Annotated in this window: 19 protein-coding genes, 1 rRNA gene and 1 riboswitch; of the genes, 9 read left to right on the top strand and 11 right to left on the bottom strand. The window is 71.8% G+C overall.

Features of this window, described 5'->3' with window-relative positions; genetic code table 11:
* Positions 1-24 precede the first annotated feature (24 nt).
* Together ACFVSN_RS11615 and ACFVSN_RS11620 are read left to right on the top strand one after the other, a co-directional pair.
* Positions 25-1,740: a glycoside hydrolase family 13 protein gene (locus tag ACFVSN_RS11615; RefSeq protein WP_387954654.1), complete on the top strand. Its 1,716-nt coding sequence runs from the start codon at positions 25-27 to the stop codon at positions 1,738-1,740.
* A gap of 25 nt (positions 1,741-1,765) precedes the next feature.
* Positions 1,766-2,785, top strand: a complete 1,020-nt coding sequence (locus ACFVSN_RS11620; protein ID WP_380442144.1) for a LacI family DNA-binding transcriptional regulator — start codon at positions 1,766-1,768, stop codon at positions 2,783-2,785.
* Positions 2,786-2,959: 174 nt separating this feature from the next.
* On the opposite strand, the gene ACFVSN_RS11625 is transcribed toward ACFVSN_RS11620, so the two are convergent.
* The 3 genes from ACFVSN_RS11625 to ACFVSN_RS11635 form a co-directional block, all read right to left on the bottom strand.
* On the bottom strand, positions 2,960-3,160 hold the full coding sequence (locus ACFVSN_RS11625) for a hypothetical protein (protein WP_380442142.1): 201 nt from the start codon (positions 3,158-3,160) through the stop codon (positions 2,960-2,962).
* Between the two features lie 284 nt (positions 3,161-3,444).
* A complete protein-coding gene (locus ACFVSN_RS11630; RefSeq protein ID WP_387954656.1) occupies positions 3,445-4,752 on the bottom strand; it encodes a transglycosylase family protein in 1,308 nt (435 codons plus the stop codon).
* Positions 4,739-4,898, bottom strand: a riboswitch (cyclic di-AMP (ydaO/yuaA leader). (Overlaps the previous gene by 14 nt.)
* A 362-nt stretch (positions 4,899-5,260) precedes the next feature.
* Positions 5,261-6,238: a hypothetical protein gene (locus ACFVSN_RS11635; protein WP_387954658.1), complete on the bottom strand. Its 978-nt coding sequence runs from the start codon at positions 6,236-6,238 to the stop codon at positions 5,261-5,263.
* Positions 6,239-6,809: 571 nt separating this feature from the next.
* On the opposite strand from ACFVSN_RS11635, the gene ACFVSN_RS11640 reads away from it, so the two are divergent.
* Positions 6,810-7,082: a DUF397 domain-containing protein gene (locus ACFVSN_RS11640; RefSeq protein ID WP_380442137.1), complete on the top strand. Its 273-nt coding sequence runs from the start codon at positions 6,810-6,812 to the stop codon at positions 7,080-7,082.
* A gap of 451 nt (positions 7,083-7,533) precedes the next feature.
* On the opposite strand, the gene ACFVSN_RS11645 is transcribed toward ACFVSN_RS11640, so the two are convergent.
* Entirely contained in the window at positions 7,534-8,058 is a 525-nt protein-coding gene (locus ACFVSN_RS11645) for an ATP-binding protein (protein WP_387954660.1), read from the bottom strand.
* 418 nt (positions 8,059-8,476) lie between these two features.
* Between ACFVSN_RS11645 and ACFVSN_RS11650 the strand changes: the two genes are divergently transcribed.
* The gene (locus ACFVSN_RS11650; protein ID WP_329930454.1) at positions 8,477-9,343 is read left to right on the top strand and encodes a helix-turn-helix transcriptional regulator; all 867 of its coding nucleotides are present in this window, start codon (positions 8,477-8,479) and stop codon (positions 9,341-9,343) included.
* 127 nt (positions 9,344-9,470) lie between these two features.
* On the opposite strand, the gene ACFVSN_RS11655 is transcribed toward ACFVSN_RS11650, so the two are convergent.
* Together ACFVSN_RS11655 and ACFVSN_RS11660 are read right to left on the bottom strand one after the other, a co-directional pair.
* The gene (locus tag ACFVSN_RS11655) at positions 9,471-10,112 is read right to left on the bottom strand and encodes a TetR/AcrR family transcriptional regulator (protein WP_387954662.1); all 642 of its coding nucleotides are present in this window, start codon (positions 10,110-10,112) and stop codon (positions 9,471-9,473) included.
* Between the two features lie 332 nt (positions 10,113-10,444).
* Positions 10,445-11,962, bottom strand: coding sequence for an MFS transporter (locus ACFVSN_RS11660; RefSeq protein WP_387954664.1), 1,518 nt, complete (start codon positions 11,960-11,962; stop codon positions 10,445-10,447).
* Positions 11,963-12,048: 86 nt separating this feature from the next.
* Between ACFVSN_RS11660 and ACFVSN_RS11665 the strand changes: the two genes are divergently transcribed.
* Positions 12,049-12,474: a MarR family winged helix-turn-helix transcriptional regulator gene (locus ACFVSN_RS11665; RefSeq protein WP_380502985.1), complete on the top strand. Its 426-nt coding sequence runs from the start codon at positions 12,049-12,051 to the stop codon at positions 12,472-12,474.
* A 102-nt stretch (positions 12,475-12,576) separates the two neighbouring features.
* On the opposite strand, the gene ACFVSN_RS11670 is transcribed toward ACFVSN_RS11665, so the two are convergent.
* From ACFVSN_RS11670 to ACFVSN_RS11690, 5 genes are all read right to left on the bottom strand, one after another.
* On the bottom strand, positions 12,577-13,524 hold the full coding sequence (locus tag ACFVSN_RS11670; protein ID WP_380502982.1) for a M56 family metallopeptidase: 948 nt from the start codon (positions 13,522-13,524) through the stop codon (positions 12,577-12,579).
* Between the two features lie 251 nt (positions 13,525-13,775).
* Complete coding sequence (locus ACFVSN_RS11675; protein WP_387954666.1) at positions 13,776-14,384, bottom strand: DUF5134 domain-containing protein; 609 nt, start codon at positions 14,382-14,384, stop codon at positions 13,776-13,778.
* A 342-nt stretch (positions 14,385-14,726) separates the two neighbouring features.
* Complete coding sequence (locus ACFVSN_RS11680; RefSeq protein ID WP_387954668.1) at positions 14,727-15,503, bottom strand: amino acid ABC transporter ATP-binding protein; 777 nt, start codon at positions 15,501-15,503, stop codon at positions 14,727-14,729.
* A gap of 59 nt (positions 15,504-15,562) precedes the next feature.
* Positions 15,563-16,567, bottom strand: coding sequence for an amino acid ABC transporter permease (locus ACFVSN_RS11685; RefSeq protein WP_380502974.1), 1,005 nt, complete (start codon positions 16,565-16,567; stop codon positions 15,563-15,565).
* Positions 16,528-17,436 (bottom strand): ABC transporter substrate-binding protein, encoded by a 909-nt coding sequence (locus tag ACFVSN_RS11690; RefSeq protein WP_387954671.1) that lies wholly within the window; start codon positions 17,434-17,436, stop codon positions 16,528-16,530. The genes ACFVSN_RS11685 and ACFVSN_RS11690 overlap by 40 nt, the downstream gene beginning before the upstream one ends.
* Positions 17,437-17,943: 507 nt before the next feature.
* Between ACFVSN_RS11690 and ACFVSN_RS11695 the strand changes: the two genes are divergently transcribed.
* The 4 genes from ACFVSN_RS11695 to ACFVSN_RS11710 form a co-directional block, all read left to right on the top strand.
* Positions 17,944-19,344: a DUF6421 family protein gene (locus ACFVSN_RS11695; RefSeq protein ID WP_380448885.1), complete on the top strand. Its 1,401-nt coding sequence runs from the start codon at positions 17,944-17,946 to the stop codon at positions 19,342-19,344.
* Complete coding sequence (locus ACFVSN_RS11700) at positions 19,341-20,099, top strand: SDR family NAD(P)-dependent oxidoreductase (RefSeq protein ID WP_380448888.1); 759 nt, start codon at positions 19,341-19,343, stop codon at positions 20,097-20,099. Before ACFVSN_RS11695 ends, ACFVSN_RS11700 begins: the two co-directional genes overlap by 4 nt.
* Positions 20,096-21,172: a threonine aldolase family protein gene (locus ACFVSN_RS11705; RefSeq protein WP_380448890.1), complete on the top strand. Its 1,077-nt coding sequence runs from the start codon at positions 20,096-20,098 to the stop codon at positions 21,170-21,172. Before ACFVSN_RS11700 ends, ACFVSN_RS11705 begins: the two co-directional genes overlap by 4 nt.
* 428 nt (positions 21,173-21,600) lie before the next feature.
* Positions 21,601-21,693 (top strand): 16S ribosomal RNA (locus ACFVSN_RS11710); the annotation flags it as partial.

The following is a 21,693-nucleotide window of genomic DNA, read 5'->3' on the forward strand; positions in this document are numbered from 1 at the left end:
TCTATTCTCCGAGGGATTCCGTCCATGACCCAGAACCTGGCCGACACCTCCCGGCCCGCCGCCGACACCGCTCACGAGGCGGCCGCCCTGGCTCCGGTGACTGGCAGCGCGTCCAGAGGCTGGTGGCGGGACGCGGTCATCTACCAGGTGTACCCGCGCAGCTTCGCCGACTCCAACGGCGACGGCATGGGCGACCTGCCGGGCATCCGCAGCCGCCTGCCCTACCTGCGCGACCTCGGCGTGGACGCCGTCTGGCTCTCGCCGTTCTACGCCTCCCCGCAGGCCGACGCCGGCTACGACGTGGCCGACTACCGCGCGGTGGACCCGATGTTCGGCACCCTGCTGGACGCCGACGCGCTGATCCGCGACGCCCACGACCTGGGCCTGCGGATCATCGTCGACCTCGTCCCCAACCACTCCTCGGACCAGCACGAGTGGTTCCAGCGCGCCCTGCGGGACGGCCCCGCGTCCCCGCTGCGCGAGCGCTACCACTTCCGTCCCGGCAAGGGCGAGACGGGCGAACTGCCGCCCAACGACTGGGAGTCCATCTTCGGCGGCCCGGCCTGGACCCGCACCGAGAACCCCGACGGCACCCCCGGCGACTGGTACCTGCACCTGTTCGCCCCGGAGCAGCCCGACTTCAACTGGGAGAACCCGGCCGTCGCCGACGAGTTCCGCTCGATCCTGCGGTTCTGGCTCGACATGGGCGTGGACGGCTTCCGCATCGACGTCGCCCACGGCCTGGTCAAGGCCCCCGGCCTGCCCGACCTCGGCGGCTCCGACCAGCTCAAGCTGCTCGGCAACGACGTCATGCCGTTCTTCGACCAGGACGGCGTGCACGAGATCTACCGCAGCTGGCGGGGGATCCTCGACGAGTACCCCGGTCAGCGGATCGGCGTCGCCGAGGCTTGGACCCCGACCGTCCAGCGCACCGCCAACTACGTCCGCCCCGACGAGCTCCACCAGGCCTTCAACTTCCAGTACCTGGGCACCGACTGGGACGCCGCCGCGCTGCGCGAGGTGATCGACGTCTCGCTCGACTCGATGCGCCCGGTCGACGCCCCCACCACGTGGGTGCTGTCCAACCACGACGTCACCCGGCACGCGACCCGCTTCGCCAACGAGCCCGGCCTCGGCACCCAGATCCGCACCCCCGGCGACCGCGCGCTCGGCCTGCGCCGGGCCCGCGCCGCCACCCTGCTGATGCTCGCGCTGCCCGGCTCCGCCTACGTCTACCAGGGCGAGGAGCTCGGCCTGCCGGACGTCACCGACCTGCCCGACGAGGTCCGCCAGGACCCGTCCTTCTTCCGCCAGGCCGGACAGGACGGCTACCGCGACGGCTGCCGCGTGCCGATCCCGTGGTCCGGCACCGAGGCGCCGTACGGCTTCGGACCGGTCGCTGGCGGGCCGTCCTGGCTGCCGCAGCCGGCCCAGTGGGCCGAACTCAGCGTCGAGGCGCAGACCGGCGACCCGACCTCCACCCTGGAGCTCTACCGCAGCGCGCTCGCCGTCCGCCGGGCGCAGCCCGACCTGGGCGCGGGCACCGGGGTCGAGTGGCTGGACGCCCCGCAGGGCACGCTCGCCTTCCGCCGCGGCTCCATCGTCTGCACGGTCAACGCGAGCGGCGAGCCGGTGCGCATACCCGCCCCGGGCACGCTGCTGCTCGCCTCGGCGGAACTGGTCGTGGACGGCGGCGAGACGGTGCTCGCACCGGACAGCACCGGCTGGTGGGCGGTCTGACGTGGTTGCAATAGGCTCTGGGACCGTGACTACGGCGCGACTTTCAGACATCGCGGCGCAGGCGGGGGTCAGCGAAGCCACCGTCTCCCGCGTACTCAACGGCAAGGCGAACGTCTCCGCCGCCACCCGGCAGACCGTGCTGGCGGCCCTCGACGTGCTCGGGTACGAGCGGCCGACCCGCCTGCGCCAGCGCAGCGCCGGGCTGATCGGGCTGATCACGCCGGAGCTCAGCAACCCGATCTTCCCCGCGCTCGCGCAGGTCATCGAGCAGGTGCTCAGCCGGCACGGCTTCACGCCGGTGCTGTGCACCCAGACGCCCGGCGGGTCCACCGAGGACGAACTGGTCGAGATGCTGGTGGACCGGGGGGTGGCGGGCATCGTCTTCGTCTCCGGTCTGCACGCCGACTCCACCGCCGACCACGACCGCTACGCCCGGCTGGCCGGGCGCGGGGTGCCGTTCGTCCTGATCAACGGCTTCAGCGAGCGGATCGACGCGCCGTTCATCTCGCCGGACGACCGGGCCGCCATGTGGATGGCCGTCCAGCACCTCGCCGAGCTGGGGCACGAGCGGATCGGGCTGGCGGTCGGCCAGAGGCGGTACGTGCCGGTGCTGCGCAAGATCGAGGGCTTCACGGCCGCGATGCGCACCGTCCTCGGGCGGACGCAGGAGGAGGCCGAGGAGCTGGTCCACCACACGCTGTTCAGCGTCGAGGGCGGGCACGCGGCGGCGGGCGCGCTGCTGGACAAGGGGTGCACGGCGATCGTGTGCGGCAGCGACATGATGGCGCTCGGGGCGATCCGGGCGGTGCGGCAGCGGGGGCTGTCGGTGCCGCAGGACGTGTCGGTGGTCGGCTTCGACGACTCGCCGCTGATCGCCTTCACCGAGCCGCCGCTGACGACGATCCGCCAGCCGGTCGAGGCGATGGCGACGGCGGCGGTGGACGCGCTGCTGGAGGAGGTGGGCGGGAACGCCGCCCAGCGCGGGGAGTTCATGTTCCAGCCGGAGTTGGTCATGCGCGGCTCCACGGGGGCCTGCGCGCGCTGAGGCCGGTGACGGCCGTGTGAAGGGCCCCGGAGGGCGGTTGCTCTCCGGGGCCCTTCGGCGTGCCGTGCCGGGCTGTGCCGGGCTTGTGCTGTGCTGTGCCGGGCTGTGCTGTGCTGTGCTGGGCTTGTGCTGCGCCGTGCTGGGCTGTGCCGCGAGTGCCGTGCCGGGCCGGGGTCAGCCCTCCTGGACGGTCGGGCGGTCGGCGGTGACGCGGTGGCCGTCGGCGGCGTCGCCGGTGCGGGTCTCGGTGCGGCGACCGCGGGCCAGGTAGTCGCGCAGGATCAGTTCGACGGCGTCCTGGGGACTCTTGGTGCCGGAGAGCATCATCGCGTCGATCGCGAGGTTCGCGTCGAGCGTGACGGTGACCTGGGCCATGGGTGACTCCTCCTCGGGTGCAGAGCAGCAGCATGCCCGCTGGGCCGGGGTTTGACCACGCGAATGCTCCGATGCGCGGAGCCGCGGGTGCGCGCCGGGGGGAGGCGGCACGGACTTCGGAGGCGGGTACGCCGAAGCCCCGGGGAGAGCGACCAGTCTCTCCCCGGGGCGGTGGGCGGGTGACAGATAACAGATGATGAAATCTGTCATCTGTTATCTGTCATCTGTTCGCTGTCATCCGCGATCCGTCACCCGTCCCCGGCGGGACGGTTCCGGAAGGATCCTCAGACGCGGCCGGCGAAGTCCGGCGCCCAGTTGGCGATGGTCTGCAGGCGGACGCCCGAGCTCGGGTTGGCGGCCTCGACGTACTGGCCGCCGCCGATGTAGATGGCGACGTGGTAGACGCCGGAGTCCTGGCCGTTGTTGGACCAGAACAGCAGGTCGCCCGGCTGCAGGCTGTCCAGCGAGACATGGGTGCTCGCGGCGGCCTGGTCGTTGGCGACGCGCGGGATGGAGATGCCCGCGGCGCGCAGCGCGGCCTGGGTGAGGCCCGAGCAGTCCCAGCCGCCGTTGCCGGTGCCGCCGTAGACGTACGCCTGGCCGACCTGCGCCTTGGCGAAGCTGACCGCGGCGGCCATCGAGCCGGTGACGGCCGGGGCCGGGGTCTGCGCCTGGGCGGAGGGCTTGGCGGCGGGCTTCGAGGACGGCTTGGCGGCCGGGGTCTGGGCCTCGGCGGCCGGCTGGGCGGTCACGGCGTTCCCGGCGGAGGACTGGCCCGGCTTCTGCGAGCGGTCGAACCAGTTGAAGTCACCGGACTGGCCGGCCGGCGCCTGGGCGGAGTCGCCGAAGGACAGGTGCTGGCCCGGGTAGATGGTGTCCGGACCGTCGGTCAGGGTGCCGCGGTTCAGCTCGTACAGGCGCTGCCAGCCGCCCTTGACGTTGTGCTTGTCGGCGATCGTGGACAGCCAGTCGCCGGCCACGACGGTGTAGTCCGAGGCACCGGCCTGGGTGGTGCCGCCCTGGGTCCAGTCCTGGCGCTTCTGCGTCCAGGTGCCCTTGGCGGAGTCGGCGGCGGCCGGGGCCTGTGCCTGGTCCTGCGCCGGGGCGGCGGGCTTCGGGGCCGGCTTGACGGCCGGGGCGGCCGGGGCGGCCTTCGCGGTGCTCGCGGCGGCGGAGGTGTCGACGGCGGCCGGGGCGCCGCCCGCGGTCAGGCCGGCCTGGACGGAGCACACGGGCCAGGCGCCGGGGCCCTGCGAGGCGAGGACCTTCTCGGCGACGGCGATCTGCTGGTCCTTGGTGGCCTGGTTGGCCTGCGGGGCGTACGAGGTGCCGCCGAAGGCGGCCCAGGTGCTGGAGGTGAACTGCAGGCCGCCGTAGAAGCCGTTGCCGGTGTTGATGCTCCAGTCGCCGCTGCTCTCGCACTGGGCGACCTTGTCCCAGGTGGCGACGGAGGCGGCGGAGGCGGTGCCGGAGGTGAGGCAGGGGATGGTGAGGCCGACGCCGGCGACGCCGAGGGCGGCGATCACGCGGCGGGTGCGGCTGGACAGGCGAGTGCCGTTGGTGGGCAGCATGAAGACGCGGTCCTCTCCCACGCCTGCGAGGTGAGCTGTCGGATTCGGGCCGGAGTTGCCCGGCCGCGCTGTGGCGCGGCTTCACCCCTAGCCCAGGACCGTTCCGTGGATCGGTCCGGGGCGACTTACCTGTGGGTCCCCCGCTCCTGCCGTGGTGCGTTTTCGCGCTTCCAGCGCACCCGACGGCAGGACTCGGCGTTGCGGATGTGCTGGGTCCGTGTGGTCACGAACGGGGAGCACGTTAAGCAGACTTAAGTACGAACTGCAAATACCTGTGATGCGCATCACGGATTATGGAAAGCCGCCAAGAATTTCCTTCTCCAAGATCGAAAATGATCGTTTTCTCGCAATAAACCTGCGGATGTGCACAACTGTCAGGCTCTCAGGAATCGCATGACGGGCGGTCACCCGATCGCAAACAATCACAGAACGGACATCTCGCGCATTCGGCTCTTAATTCCCTTACGCCGCAAGCCGAAAGGGCCCGGAGCGCGGTCGCTCCGGGCCCTTCCGTACGCGTTGTCGGCGGTTACTCGCCGGCGGCCTCCCCGGTCGCCCCGGAGGCCGTCCCGCCGGCCGCGTGGGCCGCGCGGGAGCCCTCGGAGGCGGCCTCCGCCGCCTCGGCCTCGGCCTGGGCCTGCGCGGCGGCCAGGGCCTCCGCGGACGGCGCCGGCAGCGCGGCCAGGTACAGCGAGGCGATGAGCTGGCCGACCGTCTGGTAGGCGCCGAGCGGCGCGGCGGACGGGCAGCCGGTCTCCTCGGCGGCCGTGGCGAGCAGCTCGGAGTCCGCCTCCGGGCCGATCACCAGCGGGGCCAGCGCGGGGCGCTGCGAGCCGGTCTCCTTGAGGTGCGCGACGGCGGCGGCGACCGAGCCGGGCACGTCGAGCGCGGCGGGGACGACCGGGACGGCCAGGCGGGCGGCCAGCAGCACGCCGGTGATGCCGGCGGCGGCCGCGGCGTCCTCGCCGCCGACGGTGGTCAGCACGACGCCGTCCGCGGCGGTCGCGATGGCGAACAGGCGGGCGCGGTCGGCGCGGGCCAGCCCGGCCTCGGACAGGCGGACGTGGACGGCCTCGGCCAGCAGCGGGTGCGGGCCCAGCACGTCGGTGACGTGCGCGCCGTACTCGGCGGCGAGTGCGTGGAGTTCGGGCAGGAAGTCGTGCGGGCCGGGCACCAGGGGTACCAGGATCGGTGCCGGGACGCCGGCCTCGGCGGCGGCCGCCAGCAGCTCGCCGATGCTGCGCTCGGTGCCGTCCGCGCCCTCGGTGCCGTCGCCGGGGAGGTAGCCCACCGCGGTCTGGACGCCGTTCTGCTCGCTGCGGACGATCGAGAGCAGCTCCTCGACGACCGAGTGGGACTCGGGCCCGGCGGTCGCGGGCACGGCGAGCACCAGGGCCGGGGAGCCGGACGGGATCTCGGGGCGCTCGGGGCGACGGTGGCGCCCCCGCGCACGGGAGCCTGGAGTGCGAACGGGCAGTGGCGCGCCCGGGATGGCTGCGGTGCTCATGGCGGAGATCGTAGGACATCGGCCCGTCAGGGCTGCAGTCGGCTGCCGTGCCGGTTTCGCGCGAGCGTGGTGTGCGCGGCGCGCGGAGCTCCCGCGTGCGCGGGTCGATGAGCGGTCATTAGGTCATATTCCGGACATACCTGGCCCAACCCCCGCGCGTCCGCCGGTATCTCCTGGAGACGTGTCCGGTGGGGCGTCACGTTGCACCTGTGGCGCGTGAGATGTCTCACAGTCGACGGGCGGTCTGACGGAGGGTCACGAGTGCGCGACTCCCGGCTTTCGAAGATCAACATTTAGCGGGGAGCCGCTCACGGCCGGTTATCGGAAGCGGGCCGGTTCGGTCGGCTATGTCCGTTTACGTACCGTCAGGAGAAGGGTCCGTGAAGAGTTCAGGTCGGCCGGTGAAAGGCCTCGTGCACCTGCACCGTCTCGTGCTGATGCACGTGCACAAGGGCTATCATCGCGTCAAGTGAGGCGTTGTGCCGGGCTGGTACGGGGCCGGCCCGTTCGTTCGGCGGGTGCCGGGGGCGCCGCGCTGGACCGCAACTCCGGGGCTCTTCGGGAGACTTCTATGCACGACTCGCACGAATCGCAGGAACTGGGCGGCTCGTACGGTCCCTACAACGGGATGGCCGCCACCGAGCTGGAGGGAGTGGTCTGGCAGAAGAGCCTGCACAGCAACTCCCAGGGCAACTGCGTCGAGTTCGCCGCGCTGCCGGGGGGCGACGTGGCGATGCGCAACTCGCGCTTCCCGGACGGTCCGGCGCTCATCTACACGCGGGCCGAGATCGCCGCGATGCTGTTGGGGGCCAAGGACGGGGAGTTCGACCACCTGTCCGCCTGACCGGACGTCCGTCCGGCCGTTCACCGGGCCGTCCGGCCGCTTCACCGGACGTCCGTCGGTCCGGCCACCGCTCCGCACCAGGAGCCATCGGGGGGCCGTCGTGGGTGCTGACACCACGGCGGCCTTTGTCTTCTCCGCAGGCTCGGCCCCGCGGTCGTCCGCGCGGTTCGTCACGCGCTCGGTGGTGTGCCTCTTCGCGGGCTTCTCCACCGTCCCGTGCGCTGCTGTCCCGCGTAACGCTGTCCCGTGCGCTGCTGTCCCGCGCACTGGCGGCCCGTCGGCCGTCGGGGGCGCACTGGTCGTCGCGGGTGCGCTGCGGGGGGCCGGTAGGTCTCCGGCGCGAGCCCGGCGAGGGCGAACTACCGCTTCTTCCCGGGGTTTCGGTCCTCCCGGGGTGTCCATCGATCCGGGGACGCGTGCCCGCGCTGCGGGGGTGCGTGCCCGTCCGCCGCTAGGCGGAGCGCCGGTGCCGGCCACCGAGTTCGGGGGTCGCGGCCTGCGCGTCGGCCTCGAACAGCGCCCAGACGACCTTGCCCCCGCCCAGCGGGTGCCAGCCCCAGGAGTGGCTGAACGAGTCCACCAGGTGCAGCCCGCGGCCGGATTCGGCCACGAAGTCCGCCTCCCGGGCGATCGGGCCGGTGCTGCTCGGGTCGCTGACCGCGCAGACGATCTGCGGCGCGCGGTGCACGAGGCTTATTCGGATCGGCAGCCTGCCGTCTCCACCGTGCTGTGTGGGAAAGTCGTACTCGCCCAGGGCGCCGCCCACCGGGTCGGGCCGTGCGCCGATCGCATGCCGCAGCGCGTTGGTCACGAGTTCCGACGCGACCAGCGCGACGTCGTCGAACAGCTCCATCAGCCCCCAGCGCTGCAGAGCGGTCCGGGCGAAGTCACGTGCGGTTCTGACGGCTTCGAAGCGAGGAGCGAGCGTACAGGTGACCACGTGGGGGTCAACCGCCAAAGCCGTACCGGTGCCCATGAAGAGCTCCTCCCATAAGGGGGCGGACACGGCTGGACCCGCCGGGGTCATGCCGGTCACCTCCGACTCGCTCGGCCGCACGGCCCCCTCCTCGACGAGGCGCGCGCGCACACGAAGGCCCGGTGGCGTGGGGGACGCTGCCGGGCTGGTGCACGGAGTCGCGCGTGGGGTCGACGCGGAGCCCGCGGGATTGCCAGGGATGTGCAGGTGCACGTGCACCATGGTCCTCTGCGCTCACTGCAGATGCAAGAGTCGATTCACGTGCAGTCGCACTATTGGCATATGCAAGCGCCGGATGCACGTGCATCCTGGTGTGTGGAGTGCAGAACTGATAGGAACATCCGTCAGTATCGGCACCGTGAGCGCTCAACTGATGGCAGACTGTGCGCTGTTTGCCCTAGGTGGAGGTTTCGACCGCATGACCACAGTTCAGCCGGGCGGCGGCTCGATGGTCCGCCGGATCCTCCTCGGCTCACAGCTGCGACGCCTGCGTGAGGCGCGCGGCATCACCCGCGAGGACGCCGGCTACGCGATCCGCGCCTCCGAGTCCAAGATCAGCCGCATGGAGCTCGGCCGGGTCAGCTTCAAGGAGCGCGACGTCGCCGACCTGCTCAGCCTCTACGGCGTGGACGACGGCCTGGAGCGGGAGGCCCTGCTCGGCCTGGTCCGCGAGGCCAACAAGTCCGGCTGGTGGCACAGCTTCAACGACGTGCTGCCGGGCTGGTTCCAGACCTACGTCGGCCTGGAGGAGGCCGCGCAGCTGATCCGCACGTACGAAGTGCAGTTCATCCCGGGACTCCTGCAGTCCGAGGAGTACGCGCGGGCGGTTTTCGGTCAGAGTCGGCCGGTCATCAGCGAGGAGGAGGTCGAACGGCGGGTCAGCCTCCGCCTGCGCCGCCAGAAGCTGCTGACCGAGGGCAACAACCCGCGCCTGTGGGCCGTCATCGACGAGGCCGCGCTGCGCCGCCCGGTCGGCGGGCCCAAGGTGATGCGCGGCCAGGTCCAGTACCTGATCGACGTCGCCGAGCAGGCCAACGTCGTCATCCAGGTCATGCCGTTCCGCTTCGGCGCGCACGCGGGCGAGTCTGGCGCGTTCACGATCCTGCGCTTCCCGGAGCAGGACCTCGCCGACGTCGTCTACCTGGAGCAGCTCACCAGCGCGCTCTACCTCGACAAGCGGGACGACGTGGACGCCTACATCCAGGTCATGGAGCGCCTCTGCGTGGACAGCCTCACGCCCGAGCGCACCATAGACCTGCTCGCCTCGATCCTGAAGGAACGCTGAGCCTCCGCCCGGAGGGGCCTGGACGTCCGGGCCCGAACGGCCGGACCACGAGCCGTGCTTGCCCGCCGCCCGGACCGGCCGTCGGCGAGCACCGGCCGCCGGAGCATCCGCCGCCGCCCACCGGCCGTCAGCCGCGGGCCGGCGGCCGTTCGCGTTCCGGCGGCAGCGGCAGCGGCAGCGGCAGCGGCAGCGGCTGTGGCAGCGGCTGCGGCGGGCGGCCCAGCTCCCACGGCAGGTCGTAGCGCCGGAACAGGTCGGCCCGGATCGGCGCCAGCGGCACCTCCGCGCCCGGCAGCAGGAGGCCGATGCACCCGCCCATGAGCGCGCTGCGCAGCACCGCGTGCTCGGCGGCCGGATCCGGCGCACCCCACTCCCGCAGCAGGCCCTGGAGGATCGCGCCGAGCTGCTGCTGCTCCGGGTCCTGGACGAAGGAGCCGGTGTCCGGGTCGAGGATCAGCGCCAGGTGGGAGCGCATCACCCGCGGGTGGTCGAGGGCGAGGCCGAGGACGGCGTCGATGGCGCGGGCCAGCCGGGCCTCGGGTGTCGCGTCCGGCGCGAGTTCGGCCAGGGCGCTGCTGAGCGACTGGTGCATCATCCGGTGCGTGGCGGACTGCATGAGCAGCCGTTTGCCGTCGAAGTAGTACGACAGCAGCCCGCGCGCGAGTCCGGCGCGCTCGGCGATGTCGCTCAGCGTGGTCCCGGCGTATCCGTGCTGGTCGACCAGTTCGACGGTGGCCCGCATGATGCGCCGGCGCGAGCGCTGACGCATTTCCTCATTGACCGAATCCCCGCGGGGTGCCATCGTGACAGCTCCGAACGTTCGTTGGCTCCCGGCCAATATACTGGGGGAGTCGACGGCCGATCCGTGGAACCGCGTTGACGAGCGGCGCACGGACGGCTGGTGCGGGGGCGGCCGTTACGAAGACGGCCGGCTCCACCAACACGGGGGTTTGGTGGAGCCGGCGGCAGTGCCTGGGGGGCGGACGTCCGCGTCGGCTCGACGCGGCGCGGTGTGGTGCGGTCCGCCGTTGTCTGGTGCGGGTCCGGTGCGGTCTCGCGTGGGCGGTTCGGCGTGGGCGGAAGCGGCGCGGGCGGAAGTGGTCAGCGCTCGGCCAGTACCTCGGCCCGGTCGGTCGGCCCAACGGTCCGTGACGTGTAGTCATAGTCCGGGACGGACACGGGAGTTGACTTCTTTCGGCGCTCCAGCAGCGCGCCCACGAGGGCGATCAGGAACCCGAGCAGCGCGACCGCCGTGACGAACAGCAGGGCCGGCCGGTAGCCGTCCAGCTGCGCCTGCGGGCTGTCGCCGCCGGCGCTCCCGGCGGTGATCATCGCGGTCGCACCGGCGAGCACGACGGCGGTGCCGACCTGGATCGCCGTGTTGACCAGGCCCGAGGCCAGGCCCTGCTCCTCGTCCGCGACGCCGTCGGTGGCGGCGATGTTCACGGAGGGGAAGGCGAGCGCGAAGCCGACGCCGAGCAGCAGCATCGACGGCAGCACCAGCGCGGGGTAGGAGCTGTGCTCGTCCAGCCGCAGGAACAGTGCGAACGCCGCGGTCAGCGACAGGACGCCGATGGGCAGCAGCCGGCCGGTGCCGAAGCGGTCCACGATCGGGCCCATGAACGGCGCGGACAGGGCGATGAACGCGCCGGCCGGCAGCAGCCCGAGCGCCATCTCCAGCGCCGACCAGCCGAGCAGGTGCTGGAGGTAGAGCGTCACGATGAACTGGAAGCCGCCGTAGGCGCCGGTCATCGTGAAGGCGATCACGTTGGCCCGGGCCACCGCGCCGTTGCGGAAGATGCCGAGCCGGACCAGCGGGTGGGCGGCGCGACTCTCGGTCACCAGGAAGGCGGCCGCCAGGGCGGCGACCACGGCGAACGAGCCGAGTGTGCGCAGGCTGAGCCAGCCGGCACCCTGCGCCTCGGTGACGGTGAAGACGAGCAGCAGGACGGTGAGCGTGCCGGTGATCGCGCCGAGGACGTCGTACCCGCCCTTGGCGCGCTCCTCGACCGGGCGGGGGAGCAGGCGGACGGCGAGCAGCAGGGCGATCAGCGCGACCGGGACGGGCATCAGGAACGTCCAGCGCCAGCCGACCGAGGTGAGCAGTCCGCTGAGTACGAGACCGAGCGAGAAGCCGCTGGCGGCGCAGGTGGTGTAGATGGACAGCGCCCGGTTGCGGGCGGGGCCCTCCGGGAAGGTCGTGGTGATGATCGACAGGCCGGCCGGGGCGGTGAACGCGGCGGCGGTCCCCTTGAGGAAGCGGGCGGCGATCAGCAGTCCGCCGTCGTCGACCAGTCCGCCGAGCAGGGAGGCGGCGCCGAAGACGCCGAGGGCGACGAGGAACACCCGGCGGCGGCCGAGCAGGTCGGCCGCCCGTCCGCCGAGCAGGAGCAGGCCGCCGTAACCGAGCACGTAGCCGGAGACCACCCATTGCAGGGTCGAGGTGGAGAGGTGCAGTTCGGAGCCGATGGACGGGAGGGCCACTCCCACCATGGAGACGTCCAGGGCGTCCAGGAAGATCGCGGCGCAGAGGACGAACAGGGTGCCCCAGAGGCGGGGGGTCCAGGCCTGTCCGCCGGTTGACGGTGCGTCGGGTGACGTGACGGTCGCGGTGGTCATGGGGAGGAGACTACATGCACGTGCAATCAATGCAAGTGAATAAGATGTAAACGCATAAGTTGCGGTGGCGGTGGTAGGGTGGCGCCGTGGCTGAACTCGACTCCCCGGCGGAGGCCGGTCTCGTCGCGCAGTGGCGCGAACTGCTGGCCCGGCACGCCGAGACCTCCTGTGCGCTCGACCGCGAGCTGGGCGAGAAGCACGGGCTCGGGATGAGTGAGTTCGAGGTGCTGGAGCGCCTGGTCGAGGGCTGCTCGGTGGACCGCAGCCACCGGCTCCGGGTCCAGGAGCTCGCCGACGTCGTCCACCTCAGCCAGAGCGCGCTGTCCCGTCTGATCGGCCGGCTAGAGAAGGCGGGACTGGTGACGCGCGAGATGTGCGTGGACGACCGCCGCGGCATCCTGATCGTCCTCACGGACGAGGGGCGTGAGCGCTACCGGCAGGCCCGTCCGCTCCACCGCGACGTGCTTGCGCGCACGCTCGGCGATGAGGTCACTGGCCCGTGTGAGGCGTGATGCTGACGGTTCGTCAGCAGATTTCCCAGCAGGTTCGTCAGCAGGTTCTTCGGCAGGTTCTTCGGCGGTCCTGAGGGTCCGGCGGGGCGATGGGGCGTCTGGCTAGAACTGCGAGACGAGTCCCGGAGCGGCGGCCAGCAGCACGACGGCCACGGGCGCGGCGAGCGCGGCGACGGTGAGTTGGAGCCGGTGCGGAACGGACAGCCGGGGGCGGCCCGCGAGCAGGCGGTCCACCCGCTTCGGGGACTGCGCGAGGCCCGGCGGACAGGAGCCGAACACCCCGCGGCCCAGGTTGAGTTCGGCCAGCGCGAGGGCGGTGGTGTGCCGTCCGTGCCGACGGGCCGCACGGTCGTCGGCCGCCAGCTCGACCAGCTCGCCGACCTGGTCCCGGAAGGTGCTGAACACCCGGACCCCCGGGAACCCGGACGCGAGTGCCTGGGCGGCCTGCGCGAGCCAGTCGTGCCGGGCGCGGACGTGCCCGCGCTCGTGGCTCAGTACGGCCGCCAACTCCCGTGCGGTCAGCTGTTGGAGGGCGCCCGTGGTGACCACCAGCCGGGAGTTCGGGCCGGGCAGCGACCAGGCCTCCGGCCGGACGTTCTCCAGCACCACCAGGCGCTCCCGGCGGCTGCGGGCGGCCGCGATGGCCTCCGGCAACTCGGGAGCGCGGTCGGAGAGTTGAGCGTGACGGTGGTTGCGCAGAGCCTTCGCCGAACGGACCTCACGGGTGACCGCCAGCACCGTCTGCAGTCCGCCCGCGGCCAGCACCGCCGCGCAGAGCCGGCCCCAGCCTTCGGCGTCCTGGAGCCCGTACGCCGCCTCCACCCCGTGCGGCGCTCCGGCGAACACGAGTGCGCGAAGTTCGGGCAGCGCGGCCGAGGCGGCCAGGACCAGGCTCAACGCGCAGCACAGCAGGACGGCTACGACCAGGCACTGCCACGCCAGCAGCGCCAGCACGGGTTCGCGCTCCACCCAGCGTGCCCGGGCGAGCAGCCGGGGCACGGCGGTGGAGAGCAGCAGGCCGAGCAGCAGCAGGCCGATCAGGGCAGTCATCGCATGGGCTCCCCGAGTGCGCACGGAGCGCGACAACGCGCTCCTCGCCAACCTATGCGCTGGCGACGTCCGGTGGAACGGCTTTCGGGCGGCCAGTGACCAACGCCACGCGGGCCCGGGGACCTTGGTCCCGGGTGTGGCTCGGCCAGGGCGCGCGGGGTGGGGTTGGGGTGGCGGGTGGGGTGGGGGACGGGTGTCGGGGACGGGCGTTGGGTGTGGGTGTTGGGCGTGGGCGTCGGGGGCGGGCAAGGTCACATGGTCAGGAGCATCGCGAACATCCCGATGCCCATGGTGAGCCGGCAGGCCTGCGGGAGGCCCGCCGTTCCGACGGTGACGCTTCCGCCGGGGGCGTGCAGGAGCCGGGTGCCGGCCCAGAGGGAGTAGGCGCCGAAGTACACCAGCAGCGCGCCGGTGAGCAGCGGGGCGCCGGTGCTCGGGGCGTGGTGGTGATGGCCGGGGGAGGCGGTCATGGCGAGGGCTGCGTAGGTCATGGCGAGGCCGCCGATCGCGTGGTGCAGCCGGTGTCCGCGGCGGTCCGGGGTGCCGGCGGCGGCGAGCAGGAAGAGGGCTGCGGGGACGCCGAACAGCCAGGCCCAGACGGGCGCCGGGACGGCGGCGCCGGTGACGGCCATTCCGGCCATGCCGAGCCCCATCAGCGCTTCGGCGGCGTCGGTTTCCCGGGCGAGAAGCCGTCGGGCGCCCGTCGGGTGGGTGGTGGAGGGCGCCGGTGCGCAGGTGGTGTGCGGCGCGTACGGGGCGCCGGGGGCTCCCGGGGCATGCCGGAGGCGGGTCAGGCAGTAGGCCCCGGCGGTGGCGGTGAGGAGGGCGAGGAGCCAGTTGACCAGCGTGGGTCCGTGCAACGGCGGCCTCCTGGGGTGACGGGAGGACGGCGAACAGCGAACAGCTGACAGGTTTCAGATAACAGATAACGAAATCTGTCATCTGAAACCTGTCAGCTGTTCGCCGCCACCCGTACTCTGCGGCGTTCGTCCTGTCCACGATCACCGCTGCCGCTCCCGGGAGGCCAGGGCGCGTGCAGGGGCGCACGGTGGTGACCAGCGGAGTGCGTTCCTGCGAGCGCCCTATGCCTGCCTCAACAAGCCCCCCAGCCAGACCTCGCCAGATCTCGCCGGACCCCGCCACCCTGCCGCCGCCACCCCGCCGGAATCCACCTGCCGGAGCCCGCCCCCGCGCGTCCCGTCTCAGCCCTGAAGCCGCCCCGAGGCGACGATCCGGCTGAGGAACCGCCGGGTCCGCTCCTCCCGCGGATCGCCGAACACCTGCTCCGGCGGCCCCTGTTCGAGCACCACCCCGCCGTCCAGGAAGCAGACCTGGTCGGCCACCTCGCGCGCGAACCCCATCTCGTGCGTCGACAGGACCATCGTCATGCCCTGTTCCTTCAGATCGCGCACCACCGACAGCACCTCCCCGACGAGCACCGGGTCGAGCGCCGCCGTGATCTCGTCGAGCAGCAGCAGCCGTGGCCCGGTGGCCAGCGCCCGCACGATGGCGACGCGCTGCTGCTGCCCGCCGGAGAGCCGGTCCGGGTACTCCTTCGCCTTGGCCGCCAGCCCGAGCCGGTCCAGCAGCTCCAGTGCCTTCGCCTCCGCCTCGGCCCGCCCGAGCCCGTGCACCCGGCGCGGCGCGAGCGTGATGTTCTCCAGCACCGTCATGTGCGGGAACAGGTTGTAGGCCTGGAAGACGACACCGATCCGGCGCCGGACGGCGTCCTCGTCCGTCCGCGGGTCGGTGATGTCCTCGCCGTCCAGGAAGATCGCGCCGTCGTCGACGCCCTCCAGCAGGTTCACGCACCGCATCAGCGTCGACTTGCCCGAGCCGGACGCCCCGATCAGCGCCGTCACCGAGTGCTCGGGCACGGCGAGGTCGACGTCGCGCAGCACCACCTGTGAGCCGAAGGTCTTGCGCACCGACTCCAGCCGCAGCACGTCCGCTCCGGCGCCCACCGGGTCCCCGCCCACACCGCTCGTCCTGCTCGTACTGTTAGTACTGCTCGCCCTGCTCGCCCTGCTCGCCCCGCTCACACCGCACCTCCCTGGACCTGCCGACGGTTCATGCGCGCGGTCAGCCAGTCGGCGAACCGCGTGAGCGGAATGGTCAGCACGATGAACACCAGCCCCGCGACCAGGTACGGCGTGTAGTTGAACGACCGGGACGCGATGATCTTCGCCGCGTAGACGGCGTCGATCGCCCCGCCGATCGAGACGAGCCCGGTGTCCTTCTGCAGGCTGACCAGGTTGTTGATCAGCGGCGGCACCACCCGCCGCACCGCCTGCGGCAGCACGACGTACCGCATCGCCTGCGCGTTGGTGAGCCCGAGCGAGCGCGCCGCGGCCCGCTGGCTCGGGTGCACCGACTCGATCCCCGCGCGGAACACCTCGGACACGTACGCCGAGTACGTCAGCACCAGCGCCGCCCCGCCGAGCAGCAGCGGATCGGTGGTCACCCCGGTGAGGCGCAGTGCCGGTACCCCGGTGATCATCACCAGCAGGCAGATGATCATCGGCAGCCCGAGGAAGAAGTCCACGTACGCGGTGGCCAGCAGCCGGACCGGCAGGAACACCGGACCGCGCAGGGTCCGGAGCACCGCCAGCAGCAGGCCGAACACCAGGATCAGCACGCCGCAGCCGAGCATCAGCTCCAGGTTGAGCCGGAGCCCGGTCAGGACCTCGGGCAGCGCCTGCCGGGCGTAGTCGAGGTTGAAGAAGGTCCGTCGAGTCACCTCCCAGCCGGGGGAGTTGACGATGAGCAGGTACAGCACGACGGCCGTCAGCAGCGTCGACGAGCCCGCGATCAGGGCCGAACGCCGGGTCCGCCCGCGGCGGTAGGCGTCCCGGGCGAGCCGGCGCTCGGACGGACGGTAGCCGTCGTCCTCCCCGCCGCCGGGCGCACCGTCGTCCCGCGCGCCCGCCTCCCGGCCCGCCGCGCCGTCGGCCCCGACGCCGCCGCCGGCCTCGACGCCGCCACTGGCCTCGATGCCGCCGCTCACTTCAGCACCGGTGCCGAGACGGCGTCGGACAGCCACTGCTTCTCCAGCTTCGCGAGCGTCCCGTCCGCCCGCAGCGCGTCCACGGCCTGCGACACGCAGCCGGTGAGCCGGGAGCCCTTGTCCAGCACCAGTCCGAACTGCTCGCCCTGCGACGCGCTCTCGAACTGCCCCACCACCTGAGCCTCCGGCACCTCGGCGCCGGTGATGTAGAAGGCCGTCGGCAGGTCGACCACGAGCGCCTCGACCTGGCCGTTCTTCAGCGCGGCCTTGGCCAGGTCGTTGGAGTCGAAGACGGCCGGCCGGGTGCTCGGCTTGATGGTGTCGGTGATGGTGTCGAGGCTGGTCGTGCCCACCTGCGCGCCGAGCTTGGCGCCCTTGAGGTCGGCGATGCTCTTCGCACCCGCGGCCTTGGAGTTCTTGAGCGCGATGACGGCCTGTCGGACGTCGTAGTAGCCGGAGGAGAAGTCGACCGCCTGCTTGCGCTCGGCGCTGATGGACACCTGGTTGACGTCGAAGTCGAAGTCCTTCGGGCCGGGCGAGGTGGCCTTGTTGAACGGGGCCACCACCCAGGTCACCTTCTCCTTGGGGTAGCCGAGCTTGTCGGCGACCGCGTAGGCGACCGCGGACTCGAAGCCCTTGCCGTTCTCCGGCTTGTCCTCGGAGAACCACGGGTCGTACGCGGGCTTGTCGGTGCCGATCGTCAGCGTGCCGGCGGTCCGGGTCGCCAGCGCCCCCGGCGCGCAGCCGGCCGATGTGCCCGACGCGCCCGCGCCCGCGGCCGCGGTCCCGTCGGTCTTGGCGTCCTGCGGCGCGCACGCGGTCAGCGCGGCGGCGGCCGCCAGCAGCGCGGCGACGGGGAGGGCGGCGGACTTGCGGAAGCCGGGGCGGAGACGGAGGTCGGTCATGGCAGGGCTCCAGGGAAGGAAGGCCGGGCAGGACAGGAGATGCGGCGGCCGGGGCCGGAGGCGGCCGCGGACCCGGCGGGTCACTTCCCCCGGTGGCGGCGCCGGAACACACGCGGCATGGTCGGCGTACGGGCCCGCGTCCGCGGCGCCCTCCGAGCCTGATCGGCGGATCGGCGAGTGAGCGGATCGGCGGATCAACGACAGCAGCGGCGGCGACAGCAACAGCCGCGCGTGCCACGGCAGGCGTGACAACGAGAGGGCACCCGGAACAGGCCGTCGTGCCGCTCGGTCATCGTGATCACCGCCGGGAGCATGGCGGGAGGTTCGCATCCCGACGGCGCCCGTGTCCAGAACATCCACCGCGGCGTCCACATGCCGAACATCCGGTCGCGGCGTCCCCGAAACCCCCCACCACCGGAGGTTCTCCGATCGGAGCCCCCTTGAACAGGAGAACCTTTCGTATCTATGGTGTCTCCATCGAAAACCTCCTGTCGAAGTGAGTCCACGATGCAGAATCTTTCGCCAAGGCTCGCTGTGGCGGCCGACGCCCCGGTCTCGACCCTCGCCGGCCACCCGGCGTGGCTGCGCCTGAAGGAGGCCGTCGAGACCCTTCGCCCGCTGCAGTCCAAGGACGGCTCGATCGACCTGGCCGCCGTCCAGCGGCACACGGTCGATCCGCTGGTCGCCACGGTCCGCAGCGCGGTCGCCGAGCTGGCCCCGCTGTTCCCGCACGACGAGGCCTACCTGGCCGCCGTCGACGCGGACCTGGCCAAGTGGGCCGACACCGGCTACCGGGAGCCCGACTTCCTGGACTCGCTGCTCGCCTTCCAGCCCGCCGACCAGCGCGTCGACGGCCTCGAGCACCTCGTGGTCTTCCCGATGTACACGCAGAACGGGAACCCGGACCGCAACCTCGAAGCCGTCCTGCTGCGCGTCGTGTGGCCCGACTGGCTGGCCGAGCTGGAGCGCACGCGCTTCGACAACCCGATGTTCGTCCCGATTACCTTCACCGACTTCACGGCCGGGTACGACACCAACTCCGCCGTCCTCTTCCCCGAGACGGTCGCCGTGCGCAAGGCGCCGGAACGTTTCACCTGGGGCGGCATCTTCTGCGACCGCGAGGCCGCCCGCTTCCGCGCCGTCACCACCAGCGCCGTCCAGCAGCTCGGCCTGGCGATCCCGGACGACGCCGAGGGCCTGCTCAAGGACCAGGCGCGCGCGCAGGAGACCTTCGTCCTGTGGGACCTCGTCCACGACCGCACCCACAGCCACGGTGACCTGCCGTTCGACCCCTTCATGATCAAGCAGCGCAGCCCGTTCTGGATGTACGGCCTCGAAGAGCTCCGCTGCGACCTCACCACCTTCAAGGAGGCGGTGCAGCTGGAGGCCGAGGGCAACAAGCACGCCCGCGACGTCCAGTACGCGATCCTCTTCGACCGCCTGTTCCGCTTCCCGGTCAGCGGCGACCGCGTGCGCAACTACGACGGCATGGGCGGCCAGCTGCTCTTCGCCTACCTGCACAAGAACGACGCGCTGCGCTGGCGGGACAACCGCCTCACCATCGACTGGGACCGCGCCCCGCAGGTCACCAACGAGCTCTGCGCCGAGATCGAGACCCTGTACCGCGACGGCATCGACCGGCCCAAGCCGGCCCACTGGATCGCCGCCTACCAGCTCGTCTCCCGCTACCTCACCCCGCACCCGGCCTCCACGTGGGCGAAGGGGGCCGACGCGCTGCCGCTCGACATCACCGACGGCAAGGCGCTCAACAAGGCGCTGTGCGACGCGGTGCTCCCGGACGAGTTCCCGCTGAGCATGTTCTACGAGGCCCTGTCCAAGAAGCTCGGCGGCGTCATCGCCGCCACCGCCGGCATCACCGGCAACGGAACCAAGGGAGTCGCCGCGTGACCACCACCCCCAACGCCCCGCTGGCCGGCAAGGTCATCGCCGTCGCCGGAGCCAGTGGCCCGGCCGGCCAGGCCGTGCTGCGCCGCCTGACCGCGGACGGTGCCACCGTGATCGGTGCCGACATCGACCCGGTCCGGCTGGAGAGCGCCCTCGACGCCACCCGCGTCGCCGTGCGCGGGGCGAAGGTCAGCGGCCAGGTGATCGACCTGCTCGACCCGCAGGAGGTCCACGACTGGGCCGACCACCTGGAGGCGGAGCACGGCCACGTCGACGGCCTGTTCCACCTGGTCGGCGGCTGGCGCGGCAGCAAGACGTTCTTCGACACCCGCCTCGACGACTGGGACTTCCTGCACGACACCGTCGTGCGGACCCTCCAGCACACCTCGCTGGCCTTCCAGCCCGCGCTGGTCCGCAGCCCCGCCGGCCGGTACGCGATGGTCTCCGCCGCCGCGGCCCACAAGCCCACCGCCGGCGGCGCCGCCTACGCGGCCGCCAAGGCCGCCACCGAGGCGTGGACCCTCGCCATGGCCGACTCCTTCAAGAAGGAGACCACCTCGGCCGACGGCGAGCCCACCGCCGCAGCTGCCATCCTGGTGATCAAGGCGCTGGTCAGCCCGGAGATGCGGGCCGAGAAGCCGGACGCGAAGTTCGCCGGCTTCACCGACACGGCCGACCTCGCCACTCACCTGGCGGGCCTCTGGGACCGCCCCGCAGCAGAACTGAACGGACAGCACCTGTGGCTGACAGCCCGATGAACGACTCCACCCGCACGGACGCGGTACGGCGGCACGACCCCGCCGTCCGCGGCTTCGCCAGCGACAACTACGCCGGCGTGCACCCCGAGGTCCTCGCCGCGATAGCGCTCGCCAACGGTGGCCACCAGGTCGCCTACGGCGAGGACGACTACACGGCGCACCTGCAGGACGTCTTCCGCCGCCACTTCGGCGAGAAGGCCGAGGCCTACCCGGTCTTCAACGGCACCGGTGCCAACGTGGTCGCCCTCCAGGCGCTGCTCCCGCGCTGGGGCGCGGTCGTCTGCGCCGAGTCCGCCCACATCAACGTGGACGAGGGCGGCGCCCCGGAGAAGATGGGCGGCATCAAGCTGCTCACCGTCCCCACCCCCGACGGCAAGCTCACCCCCGAACTGCTCGACCAGCAGGCCTGGGGCTTCGGCGACGAGCACCGCGCGCAGCCGCTCGCGGTCTCCATCACCCAGAGCACCGAGCTCGGCACCCTCTACACCGCCGACGAGATCCGCGCGATCACCGAGCACGCCCACCAGCTCGGCATGCTCGTCCACGTCGACGGCTCCCGCCTGGCCAACGCCGCCGCATCGCTCGGCCTGCCGCTGCGCGCCTTCACGACGGACGTCGGCGTCGACGTGCTGTCGTTCGGCGGCACGAAGAACGGCCTGCTGTTGGGCGAGGTCGTCGTGGTGCTGAACCCCGAGCGGGTCCGCAACATCAAGTACCTGCGCAAGACCTCGATGCAGCTCGCGTCGAAGATGCGCTTCGTCTCCGTGCAGTTCGAGGCGCTGCTCTCCGGCGACCTCTACCTGCGCAACGCCGGCCACGCCAACGCCATGGCCAGCCGCCTGGAGGCGGCCGTCCGGAAGATCGACGGCGTCGAGATCGTGCGCCCGGTCCAGGCGAACGCGGTCTTCGCGATCCTCCCGCGGGACGTCAGCGAGCGGCTGCAGAAGCGGTACCGCTTCTACTTCTGGAACGAGCACACCGGCGAGGTGCGCTGGATGTGCGCCTTCGACACCACCGAGGCCGACATCGACGCCTTCGCGGCGGCCATCGCCGAGGAGATGGGCCGCGTCTGACGGCGCTCCACCAGCGGATCGTCCCGTCCTGCGACAGCAGGGCGGGACGATTTGCACGGGGCGCCTCCGGCCCCGTACAGTTCCGGAGTCGCCGCGGGAGACCGGGGCAACGAAAGCGGAAAGCAAATCCGATGAATGAAACTCCGGAAAACGGAGCGGAAAACATCTGATAAGCTGGAAACACGAAAGAACGAAGCGCCCGGAGGGCCCGCTGGAAGGCGGCTCGAAGGAAGCGTCCGTTCCTTGAGAACTCAACAGCGTGCCAAAAGTCAACGCCAGATATGTTGACATCCCCGGCCTCGGTCACTTGATCGGGGTTGGAGATTCCTTTTGAAATAACACTAGCGAGGACGCAGTGCGCGGGACCGCCCTATTCCGGTGGTTGCCGTGCCGCTCAACGCGAGTGTGCACCGGATAGCCGGTATACATTCACGGAGAGTTTGATCCTGGCTCAGGACGAACGCTGGCGGCGTGCTTAACACATGCAAGTCGAACGGTGAAGCCCTTCGGGGTGGATCAGT

This window comes from Kitasatospora sp. NPDC057904 (genome assembly GCF_042887925.1).
GTDB lineage: Bacteria > Actinomycetota > Actinomycetes > Streptomycetales > Streptomycetaceae > Kitasatospora.